The organism is Bacillus sp. MYb56 (assembly GCF_002976445.1).
Classification (GTDB): Bacteria; Bacillota; Bacilli; order Bacillales; family Bacillaceae_G; genus Bacillus_A; species Bacillus_A mycoides.
The window spans coordinates 177259-189229 of record NZ_PCOH01000004.1; the positions used below are offsets into that span (position 1 = coordinate 177259).

The following is an 11971-nucleotide window of genomic DNA, read 5'->3' on the forward strand; positions in this document are numbered from 1 at the left end:
AAAGGAGAAGCCATGAATGGACTTGCAAGAGCTATTTTCTTCGGAAAACAAGGTGAGCTTAGGGAACAAACCATACAGCATCAATTGCAAAGGGCCAGTGCCTTAAACATAATTATCAATGCCATCAGTATCTGGAATACTTTACATCTAACAAAAGCAGTTAAATATCAAAAACGGATAGGTAGTTTTAATGAAGACTGATTGCATCATATGTCACCTTTAGGTTGGGAACATATCAATTTACTAGGAGAATACCATTTTAATTCAAAGAAAGTGGTCTCATTAGATTCTCTAAGACCATTGAAACTTTCTTAGCGTTGTAAATCCGCATTTTCCTGACTCTACCCCATGCCCATCAAGCTAACCAAGTACACCATTTACAAATTCAAAAGAATCCCCCCTCAAAGCATCAGCTTTAAGGGGGTCCTCCTAGTATTTTCTCTCTTCATACAATCGATTTGCTTTATATGAGAAAAAGAAAAGCATACCAATCGCAGCTGGGATAAACAACCATGAAATGCCCCTCATTAATGCAAATGGCGTTTCAAATAAGAATGATCCTAAAAATGCTGCGCCGTGCATATCCCATAATCCTGGTGTATAGTATAGGCCTTTCGGATTTAACATCACTCCTAAATCAATTGTATTATTAAACATAAATAGCATTAATAGAGGAAAATAACATATTGCTAATTCTAAAAATGTCTTAGATAAACGTTTATACTTCCCTGCTCGTGACATTTGATCTGAAAAAATGTCATCTTCACTTTCCTCATCTATCTTTTTAAAATATTGCGTGCCTGCCCACCATTTACCGGCTATATGCTTCCAGCCGCTATCTTCAAATAACGTACAATAATTAATAAAATCACTTCGTCTATAAAATATTCTATAATCTATTTTAATTGTCGCATCCTCTGGTTCTGCGATTTTAAATTTATAACCAAATGTATTACTTTTTAGTTGATAGCCTTTCCAAGCCATCTCTTCTAACCATTTTTCCTCTTTCTCAAAGTCTAAAAAGAATTTCAATCTCCACATCTTCGCTTCCTCCTAACTATACATTTAATAAGCTTTTTGTAACCCCAATAATGTGCTGCATCCTCATAAAGTCTAAATGTAATACTTCTTTCCCCCGCTCAGTAATGACATACACTTTTCTTCGTTTATCTTCACTTTTTACCGATTCTATTAATTGTTGCTTTAATAAATTTTCAACCGCACCATACAATGTACCCGCTGCGATTTTCACTTGATGATTACTAAGTTCCTCAACCTTTTGCATAATTAAATATCCGTGTGCTGGCTCTAATAAAGCTAAAAGAACGTAATACGTTGTTTCCGTTAATGGTAAATTTTTATCTCTATTCATAAAGACCTCCAGTGTAACGATTAATATATAGCTAAACTATATAGTTGAACTGTATAGTTTTATTTTATACAGTCTAACTGTACATGTCAAATTTAGGTACAAAAAAACAACCTAGATCTCATAGGATCTAGGTTTCTTTTTTACATAAACGTAATCGTCACTAAAGAATATCCTTCTTTCACATTATACGGCTCAGCTTTATAAGAAACACGGTTCGCTCCTTGCGGATAACCGATTTCTCCAATTACTTTTTTCACATCTTGCAGTGAACCGTCCATTGATTGTTTATAAAGAATTTCAATCTTTGCTGACTTTGTGCTATAACGTTGCTGCATTTTATTTTTGAATTCATTATAGTTATTTGCGATATATTCATTTCCTAAATAATTTAACTTTGTATCTTTCAATATTTGCTGATATGCAGGTGTTTTCGTACCACCTGTCGCAATTTTATTTGTTAATGTACTATAATAGTTTGTTGTAGCTTGCGGATAGTCCACGCGGTTCCACTCATGATTTCTTGCAATTTGCTCGTCAGATAAGTTGAAATAAGAATACGTTACGCGGCCTTGTTCATCTGGCACCGGATCATCGAATGTTGTATCAAGGTGATACCACTTGCTATCGATTTTAACTAAATTCCAAGCATGAGGCTGACCGTCTCCAGTTCCTACTACAAAATGATTCTCAATTCCAGCTTCTTTTAATAATTGATAGGTTAATAGTGTGTAACCTTGGCAAACGGCAGAACGATTCGCGAGTGCCTCATATGCTGTATACGCTTTATAAGACGTATCGTAAGAAACATGTTTTACAACATAATCATGAATTGCCTTCACTTTTTCATGATCATCCATTCCCATTTGAATAATAGAAGAAACGACCGCTTTCGCTTGTTTCATCACATATTCTGTTTGTTCTTTCGTTTCACGATATGTAATATTTAGCGTAAACGTATAATTCCCTGGCGATCCAGATAGTGAGTATGAAACATTCGATCTATTATAATTTGTATACTCATTTTTATTTGCGACTTCTTCATATGCGTTAAAAAGTGTATTCATCACTTCTTTTGTATTACTGTTTTTCGTTTTATATGGAAGTGTAATATTCGTTTCATACGTATTAATACGCGTTTGTACTTCATTTTTGAATGCTGCTAATAATGCCGCATCTCCTGTATCTTGCACCGCAACCTCAGGCTTTTTATATTTCAATGCATTATATAAAAACTGTGCATACTGTTCACGCGTTACCGTTTTAGCTGGTTCAAATTTCCCGTCTCCTGTACCAGATGCAATCCCGTTTGACTGCACCGCACTAATCGCGTTTTCTGCCCAAAACCCATTTGGAACATCATTAAATGTATGTTTTTGTTTAGCTGAAACTTGGAACGCATTTTTAATAATTTGCGCCATTTCTGCGCGGCTAACAGAATCTTTCGGTCTAAAACCGCCATTTCCATCACCTTTAAAAATCCCCAATTTCGTTAACGTTAAAACCTCTTCCGGAAACATTGTAGAACCTGAGCGAATATCTCCATACGGATTATTTAAAGTAGACCCATCTTGTAATACATAACGAGCACCATCATTACTAAACGTACCACCTTGCTTATTCGGTACTAACACACGATAAATTAAAGCTGCAACTTGCTCCCGCGTCGCAACATCACCAAAACCAAACATCCCATTTCCATAACCTGAAATAATATTTTTACTCGCTAAGTCTTTAATCGCAGGATAGGACCAGTGCGATGTAGGTACATCCGAAAAAGCACCCGTTTCAGCAGCTTTCACATCACTGCCATTTGTATATAATAAAGCACCACCAATAAGTGATAAGGATGTAATTGATTTTAATAGTTTTATGTACATAATGTATTCTCCCAATACGTCTTCTATTTTTGTTATTTTTTGTCGAAAAATCTAAAAGAATATGACAAAACACATTATACAATCAAAACTTTTCGGAGGGTATACTGAATTTCAAAATATGCAAAAATTCATATCACTATAGGGATTCATACTGATATTATGCTATTTTACTTACGAATATATAAAGTGAAACTTTAATCAGTGGGGGTTTTGTTCATCCCCCACTGATTATTAGCCTTCACCAATCGGGCGTTTACGGGCAGTTGATCTCCCACCTAACTTCTTTGCTCCAGCCGCATTTTAAGGTGGGAGTTTTACTGCCCGTTAATGCGGGATAAATAAAAAGAAAAATACTAATGTAACATTGTAAATATACATATCGATTTTTGAGCTTTTATTTCGCTAAAATGTAGCCTAAAAAACAATGCTATCTCCATTAAAATCACAATATAATCCTGAGAACATACCTTTTAACATGATTCATTGTAATTAACTTAACTTTTTATTTGCTAAGAAACTTTGCAACAGAACCTAGTAAAGTCTCAAAAAACAACTTATTATCAATCAATATTTAGTAAAAATATATTGATTCTTTAGAATTTCTTTAATTTTCATTATTCTTTATTTAAGGTTATCCTTTATATTTATAATGTGTTTATTTGAATTTATCATATTGAGGCAGAGTTTCACATGACTATAAGCAATTCGAAAAATGGAAAAAACAAGGTCCCCATTAGATTAATTATACTGTTTTTTTGCGTCTCTTATCTATTTATGTTAATTACTATGCAGCTAAGAAAAGTACAATTTATTGATGGATATACATATAAGAATGTAGTTAAAAAACGAGAGAATGCGACAATTAATATTACAGTTCTGTGCGGGAAAACTTGGGTAAATTCAAAGGCATTAATAAGACAATTGATTGGGATCGTAATTACGGAAATGGTAACATATGAAAACGATGGAGAGAGGAAATAAAATGAATTTAGTGAACTTACGTCCTAAACAGCGGTCTAAGTATCGCATTCTACTAGGGACATGGTATTACTCTACAAAGAGGTACATTCAGTGGTTAGCAGATGGAAAAACATATGCAAAAACGTTTCAACAAGAAAAGTTACCCTATACAGCGATTCAGCATCGAACGATACTACTTCGTAAGCTCAAAGATGTAGATATGTGGTATCAACAGAATAAAGTTGTTAATTTGAAGATTGCTATTAAACAACTAAATGGTATCGTCATTAGACCGGGAGAAACATTCTCTTACTGGCGTTTAATAGGTAAGCCTACGAGGAGAAAAGGGTATGTAGAGGGCATGATACTACACTATGGATCTTTTCAAGCAGGCATTGGAGGAGGGCTTTGTCAGCTTTCAAATTTAATATATTGGATGACCTTACATACACCATTGAAAGTAACAGAGCGATATCGTCATAGTTTTGATGTCTTTCCTGATTCCAAGCGGACCCAACCATTTGGAAGTGGAGCGACTTGTTCTTATAATTATTTGGATTTACAAATCAAAAATGAAACGGACCAATCGTATCAACTTCACCTTTATATTACAGATAAGCATTTAATCGGTGAGTGGAGAATTGCCCATCCGCAGCTTTATCAATATGAAGTATATGAAAAAGAACACTCAATCCAATCTGCATACTGGGGTGGTTATATACGACATAATGTTATTCAACGTAAAGTATATACTCAACAGAAACAGTTTATAGAAGACCAATATGTAACGGAGAATCACGCTATAATGATGTACGAACCACTATTAGCTTATAATAATGAGGAGGGTGAGTGAAGGTAACATTGGTGTATCAAGTATTTTTGTCTAGTAACACACTACATGCCTCTCTTCATATAATTAATAGGCACAACTCTTTTTAGGTTCTAGTGTGAAAATAAAGGGATGTGATAATTAATTTTTTCTGTACATCATAAAAAATCAATTATACTTATCATTTCTTACAATCAAATCTGATAAGTATTTTGTAATTTAATAAAAATTTCGTATGAGAATGTATTTTTGCTCATGCATTTCAATGAATTTGAATCATGCTACATTGTAATTTACTGATTTATTTCTACTTTTAAAACTAAAGCGACATGCTACATAAATCTATTTTGATTTCTCGACATATAAATCGCTGCTATGCAGAATATAACAGGACCGCTACTGACTTTCTCCCTTTGTTTTATACCTCGTATGTGGAAGTAAAAGGAAATTTTCTAGAGATATCATTTCTCGTTTTTATTGAAAATAAATTTTATATCTTCCTTTCCAATGAACTGGTTCCTAAACTAAACTGCCACGTTTCTAGAATAAGAAAAGAGCTGTCCATAAGTCAGTTTCACCAACTTATGGACAGCTCTCATAGTTTCACCTTATTCTATCGATGAATCCAAACTGCACCTGCAGACTTGTCTTCAGCTTGACCTACTACTTCAAACTTCAATCCTAGTTTCGGCAACTTACGTCCTGCATCTGGAATTGCACTGTTGATGTACTGCTTAGAGTCATCAAATTTTGCAACGCCTGGTAATCCTTTATAGTCAAAGATACCGCGAGTTGGCGAATCTACTCTCCATGCTGGCGTTTGATCAAATGAGAATGCCGCATCGGCAATTTGATAACGCGTACTGCTCTTCACAGTCGGTTGTCCGTTTAATGTACCTACGATTGCCTCTGGATGAGAATCTACTACTCCTAAGAATCCTTCACCTGGATGAACACCTACCCAGTTATCTGTAAAGCTTTGATCCGCATACCATACAACCATTCCTGTATTAAAGACTGGACCACGCGCATGTTGTAACGCCGTGTCAGAACCAGCGTAATTTCTCCACTCTACGTAGTAGTTATTTTTTTTCTGTTCCAATCCGTTAGATACAGTAAATCCTTTTAACGTCATTGCTGGCCCGCCTTCTGCATCATCTGAGAAAACAACTTTGCCATCTACAGTTAATGCAGCATTATCTAACGCAAATCCTTTATAAGCTACTGCAATATCTGTTAAATACTCAAATTGCAGTTTTACTTTTTTCCCTTTAAATTGGCTTAAATCGTATGATTTATCAACCCACTTACCATCAGTTGTATCCACGCCGCCTTTTACATCTTTTTCGCCCATTCTATCAATACGTGTCTTCGTTCCATCTTCTGCAATCGCATATACGTCAAGGAAATCATACTTCGCTTCAAGTTCGTAGAATGCCTTATAATCGAACTTAGCATCCTTGGCATTTGTTAAGTCAAATACTGGTGTCTCAAGTGTTGTATGAATATCATTTCCTTTTGTGCTGTAATAAAACTTCTTACCAAATGCTGACTCGATATTTTTAATATCTTTGTCTGGCAAGTTAACACGAACGATTCCTGGTCGTTTTGATTTTGTAACACTTTGATCTAAATATGTTGCAACACCGACTCCCGTGCGAAGTTTATCATAATCTACCTCAACGATATTCGCCCAGTTGCCATTCATATTCTTTTGGAAAAACTCTTTATTTTGTGGTGAGAAACTTGTTGGCTCTGTTCCTGCAATTTTTCCAGCCCAGCTGCCGCCACTCATAATAGACCATGACTCAACAGGTTCACCTTGTCCTGAGTACTTCGTATCGTATTCATCTGGTAAGCCTAAATCATGACCATACTCATGCGCAAACACACCAACCGCTCCATCTTCAGGCTCGATTGTATAATCGTATGCAGCCATCTTTCCGCCCCAATTCGAAACAGAAGATTTTGTGCCATCAATCGCATATGGTTTTGATCCAAGTTTTGAACGATGAGACCAAATCGCATCATCTTTCAATTTACCGCCGCCAGCTTCTTGACCAACGCCAGCATGTACAACCATTAAATGATCAATAATACCATCTGGCTCGTTTTTATTTCCATCACCATTTTGATCGTATTGATCAAATTGGTCATAATCAGCTAAGTTAATTCCTTTTGCTACCGCTGCTTTTAATGCTTCTTTCACAAGATCGCGCGGCCCTAAAGGACCTTTGTTATCATGGCCAGTACCCGCATCCGCACCATAATCTGAAGCTTTTCCTGGAACAGTAAGCCATTCCGTTACAGTTCCATCCACTGTGTAGCTCCCGCCAGATTGTTCTTCATAATATTGTTTAAATGTGTTAATCTTCGATCCATCAAATAACGTAAATGGTTCATTACCAAATAACATTTTTTGATAATGTTCACGATTGAAGTCCTTAGAATACATGTATCCTGGCTCTTGATCAATATTGTTATGCTTAAAATCGCTAAATTCTACAAGTAAAACAAGTACTTTATCTTTTCGAACAGCACCGTTGTACTCTTCTTGCTTCGCTGGTGCAGTAGGTACTTTTCCATTTAATTTACTAGAATTCAATCCTGCACCTTGTCCAGCTACTGGCCCTACTGTTGGCTGCTGCGCCTGTTCATTTTCCTTCATTTTTGCATCTTTTACTTTTTTCATAAAATCAGAAGCTTCTTGCGTAAGACTATCTCCTGTCAAGATTTCTTTACCAGGGTTTTCCCCTTTCTTTTTCTCAACATATTTCTCGACAGCCTTTGACGTCTCAGCTTGTGATGCAGATTGATCAATTACGCCCCGTTGTTTTAGCGCTTCTGCCAAACGCTCCTCCGGTATTAAATGCTCATCTATTGGTAGAGATGATGGCGAATCAGCATACGCCGCATGACTTCCAAAAGCAAAACTACTACTTAGTACTGCCGCTGTTGCTAAAACTGATAATGGTTTTAACTTCTTATTCTTTTTCAATGCATTTCCTCCCCAGTGTCTGCGAATTATCGTTTTTTTTGCCGATAGCAACATAATATTCTCTTTATAGAGAATATTCAATGTTTTTCAACAATTAAATGTTGAGAAATATTTTTTTGTGCAGGGTGGGATACGTAGGATAAAAAAATACAAAATTTCTACTAGTTTATGTTTTGCACATAACCATACAATGGAATCACTCGTTCTTTTATCTTGATGCGATGGAGTAGTGCTAGGAAAGGAAAGAAAATACAACATACAAACAGCCCAAGTTCCTTATTCGAACTTGGGCTGTTTTTTAATATAAACTGATACTTTTCTTGCTGGTGCAAAAACTCTAAAAACCTTGTAAGTACGCTCTTAAACTTGGACACACTGATACTATTAATTTAGCAAAGGTTTGCACCAGAACCTTATTTTTTAATCAACATTATTTAACTGACTCTACTTGTTTTTCTAATTCTATTCCAAGAAATTTAGCAAGCTCAAGCATACCAAATTGATTAGCTACAGACTCTGCGTCAGAATTATAGTTTGTGTTTGTATTAATATCATACGTATAAATTGTTCCATCCGAACTGCGAATAAATTCAATACCAGCGACAGTAATTTTATTTTCTTTCAAAAATTCTTTGTATTGTTCAATAATTGGCTCTTGGAAGTCTGATATAATTTCAAATTTTGTTGACGTCTCTTTCTTACTCTCTTCTCCTACTGGGCAAAAAGCATCGTGAATAGAGCAGGCATCTGCTGGACAAAGCTCAAATCCTTCTGATGTATCTACTTTAACTGCATATACAAACTGACCGCCTACAAACTCACAACGTGTAATATATGGTTCTGGCGCTTCAATATACTGCTGGATTAAAGTAATTCCATCAATGGGCTCTTCAAACGTCGGACCATCCAAATATTGTTCCAAAGCATCAATAGAATGAAAAAGTTGAACACCAAGGCCTTTACCTGCACGGTTATGCTTTGTAATGAACGGTACTTCCCCTAACTCCTTTGCTGCTTTTACTATATGATCACGGCCAACAGCACCAATTGTTTTCGGCACTTGTATCCCAAAATTTCTTAATGCTGCATATTGATTCAATTTACTCACTTCAAGGCGTAATGCTCGAGACCCATTAAATACTGTTCGTCCGTATCCCTCTAGCCAAGCAAGAACCCCTTCAGTCAATTCAGGTGCATATCGATGCCCTCTCGTATGTGAAGAGGCACTCATGCGGCTATAAAAAACACCTTGGGGAGGTTCTTTTTCTAACGAAATCGTTCCTGCATCTAAAAACCATTCCTCATACGGTAACTCCAGTTCTTCCAACCTTTTCACTAAATGATTCGTCCATTCCTTATTCTCATGTAATATGTAAATTTTACTCATTTGTAATCAATTCCTTTCTTTTTGCTTCAACTAATGGCATCACTTTTTCAGAAAATCGTTTCATCTCTTCAAGCTGTGGTGAAAATTGTAAAAGTAATAACGTAACACCCACTTTCTCAAAAGCAAGTATCCTTTCTGCAATTTGTTCTGGTGTTCCGATTAAATTAGGACGTAACCCGCGATTAGATACGGAATAATCATTTAGCTTCACTTGCTGTTCCAAATGCGATTTACTAATAAAATCTTGGTAACCCGCATAACCTAAAGCATCGTCTTTCACATCCGTTATGCGTCTCCATTCTTCTAACGCCTCTTCTTCTGTATCACGACAAATGACATAAGCCGCGAGCCCGAATGACTGCAATGGCTCCTCTGTGACTTTCTTTCTACGATTCTTCATATCTTCTATTTTCACAAATACTTCTTCCACTGTTCCGCCATGCATTACATATGCATCCGCGTGATTTACAATTACTTCTTTTCCTCGCTCACTCTCACCACCTGCATAGATCTTAATGCCTTGTTTCTGCACAGGTTTTGGACTTAAATGTGTATGATGAAGCTCATAAAAGTTCCCTTTATAAGAAAACTCTTCTTCTTTCCAAAGCTCTTTCAAAACTGTTACAAATTCCTCTGTGCGATCATATCGTTCATCATGTGCCGTAAATACCCCGCCGTACTGTCTCGCTTCTTCTTCCCACCATGCTGAAACTACATTCAATGTAAAACGGCCATTACTTAATTGATCAATATTCGCTGCCATTTTCGCTGTAACTGCTGGATTGTGAAAACCAGGTCTTACAGCTGTCATAATCTCTAATCGATCCGTTACTGCTGCAAGTGCTGCCGCAGTTGTCCACGCCTCTAAACTTGGTGCTGAAACACCTTTTATATCATTTAAATTTAATTCTGCTATAAGTGTTGTTGAAAAACCTAATTGTTCTGCCGCTTGCGCTGTTTGTTTTGCATACTCAAACGTAGGTGGCATAGATTCATCATCTACATTTCGAAGCCATCCCCCAAAAATCGGTAACCAAAAACCATACTCCACTACATATTCCCCCTTTAACTTTTAGCCATAAAAAAAGCTACTCTTATCGAAATAAGAGTAGCCTTCTTGACTAAGTGAACTGCTCTTATCTTTCAGGTGTTTTTTTCACCTGCAGGATTTGGCACCTTTCGTCTAAAACGAGGTTGCCGAAGTTTCATAGGGCCCGTCCCTCCACTTCTCAACATAAGAATTGTTTGTTTTTTATTTATTATAATCATCAGAATAATAAAACTCAATACTTTAATACTTATTTTTCCGATAAACATTAAATGATATATGAAAAATCATATTGTTATAGAGAATTATAGGGGTATTATGTTGTTTTACTTACGAATATATAAAGGGCTATGTTGTATCATGTCGAAAACATCATTTATAACCAAGTTGCTTTACTTCTATCTTAAAAACACAGAAAAATAAATATCAATCAAATGAGGTGTTAGTAACATGAAAAATAAACGATGCGAGAATTGTGGTTCTACTACATTTAAAGAAGGAAGGGTTGGATCTGCTTATCATGCATATGTTTGTGAGGATGAATCTAGTAGATTCTTTTCAGGAGGGAAACGTTCCAAACTATTAACCACATTTTATTTAGAGTGCGGTGAGGTGCAATCATTTAGAGTTGAAAAACCGGAGATATTTAAAGAATAAAATAATACTAATTACATATTATGCAGATGTTTATTAATGATACAGTAGGAATGATAACAACGGACGATTTCGCTACAACTAGAGTAAATACACCAATCATATTAATAAAAAACAAGAATAAGGTGTCTAAAGGACCCCCTATTTTGAGCCAATAATGAGACATTATGTTAATCTTAATAGAATCTCTTTATAATATGTATAGTTGCACCAAATTGAGAAACTTAAGGAGACAGATAAATTTTATGAGGAAATTATTCATATTACTTACTTTAATTCTAGCATTAGCCAGTGTTACGGCTGCTTGCACACAAGATAAAAAAGATAGTGCCGTTGAAAATGGTCCAATAGAAGAACCAACCGCAAAAAATGAAAATGAAGAATTAATAAATTTTGAAGAAAAAGAAGATATGAGCCGCTTGGAACAAGGTATTTTATTAGTTGGTGAGAGTGTTAAGGGAGGCTATTACTTGACCGCCGTTCAAAATGCATATTTAAATGCTAGTAACGATTCCGTCGTTGTTAATGTCTCTGTAAAAAATGTACGAGGTCAAACGATTGGACTATCAGAATTAAAATATAACTTAAAAGATGAAAAAGACGGAAAGGCCTATGAAGGAAAGGTGCTTGATCAAAACCCTTCTGATATACAAGTTAAACCAAATGAAACGGTAGAATTAAAAATAGCTTTTGAAGTACCAAGTACCGCAGATGAATATATGTTTTATATTGAAAGCTCTTTAGATCCTCTAGGAGCACACTGGAAAATCGATAAGCTGCAATCACAAAAAAACTAAATCTAAAATACAATATAAAAGTCCCTCTACCTAAGGCAGAGGGACTTTC

Annotated in this window: 9 protein-coding genes, 2 pseudogenes and 1 riboswitch; of the genes and pseudogenes, 5 read left to right on the forward strand and 6 right to left on the reverse strand. The window is 35.7% G+C overall.

The annotated features are described in order from the left end of the window. Positions 1-315 (forward strand): annotated as a pseudogene (locus tag CQ058_RS07790) (Tn3 family transposase); the annotation flags it as partial. A gap of 114 nt (positions 316-429) precedes the next feature. Here CQ058_RS07790 and CQ058_RS07795 read toward each other — a convergent pair. The 3 genes from CQ058_RS07795 to CQ058_RS07805 form a co-directional block, all read right to left on the reverse strand. Further along, positions 430-1041, reverse strand: a complete 612-nt coding sequence (locus CQ058_RS07795; RefSeq protein WP_105589563.1) for a DUF2812 domain-containing protein — start codon at positions 1039-1041, stop codon at positions 430-432. A gap of 16 nt (positions 1042-1057) precedes the next feature. Then, positions 1058-1372 carry a PadR family transcriptional regulator gene (locus tag CQ058_RS07800; protein ID WP_001078071.1) on the reverse strand — a complete coding sequence of 105 codons (315 nt, stop codon included), beginning with the start codon at positions 1370-1372 and terminating at the stop codon, positions 1058-1060. A gap of 140 nt (positions 1373-1512) precedes the next feature. Beyond that, complete coding sequence (locus CQ058_RS07805) at positions 1513-3249, reverse strand: S-layer homology domain-containing protein (RefSeq protein ID WP_105589564.1); 1737 nt, start codon at positions 3247-3249, stop codon at positions 1513-1515. Positions 3250-3939: 690 nt separating this feature from the next. Here CQ058_RS07805 and CQ058_RS32710 point away from each other — a divergent pair. Both CQ058_RS32710 and CQ058_RS07815 read left to right on the forward strand, forming a co-directional pair. Beyond that, positions 3940-4143, forward strand: a pseudogene (locus tag CQ058_RS32710) (hypothetical protein); the annotation flags it as partial. Between the two features lie 88 nt (positions 4144-4231). Next, on the forward strand, positions 4232-5062 hold the full coding sequence (locus CQ058_RS07815) for a VanW family protein (RefSeq protein WP_105589565.1): 831 nt from the start codon (positions 4232-4234) through the stop codon (positions 5060-5062). Positions 5063-5651: 589 nt separating this feature from the next. Here CQ058_RS07815 and CQ058_RS07820 read toward each other — a convergent pair. The 3 genes from CQ058_RS07820 to CQ058_RS07830 form a co-directional block, all read right to left on the reverse strand. Next, entirely contained in the window at positions 5652-8036 is a 2385-nt protein-coding gene (locus CQ058_RS07820) for an immune inhibitor A domain-containing protein (protein WP_016094632.1), read from the reverse strand. Positions 8037-8466: 430 nt separating this feature from the next. Then, complete coding sequence (locus CQ058_RS07825) at positions 8467-9423, reverse strand: ATP-grasp domain-containing protein (RefSeq protein ID WP_105589566.1); 957 nt, start codon at positions 9421-9423, stop codon at positions 8467-8469. Beyond that, on the reverse strand, positions 9416-10474 hold the full coding sequence (locus tag CQ058_RS07830; protein ID WP_016093174.1) for an LLM class flavin-dependent oxidoreductase: 1059 nt from the start codon (positions 10472-10474) through the stop codon (positions 9416-9418). The genes CQ058_RS07825 and CQ058_RS07830 overlap by 8 nt, the downstream gene beginning before the upstream one ends. A gap of 82 nt (positions 10475-10556) precedes the next feature. After that, positions 10557-10664: riboswitch (SAM riboswitch) on the reverse strand. A gap of 257 nt (positions 10665-10921) precedes the next feature. On the opposite strand from CQ058_RS07830, the gene CQ058_RS07835 reads away from it, so the two are divergent. Both CQ058_RS07835 and CQ058_RS07840 read left to right on the forward strand, forming a co-directional pair. After that, entirely contained in the window at positions 10922-11128 is a 207-nt protein-coding gene (locus tag CQ058_RS07835; RefSeq protein WP_105589567.1) for a hypothetical protein, read from the forward strand. Positions 11129-11370: 242 nt separating this feature from the next. Next, complete coding sequence (locus CQ058_RS07840) at positions 11371-11922, forward strand: DUF4352 domain-containing protein (protein WP_002035363.1); 552 nt, start codon at positions 11371-11373, stop codon at positions 11920-11922. The last annotated feature ends 49 nt before the right edge of the window (positions 11923-11971 follow it).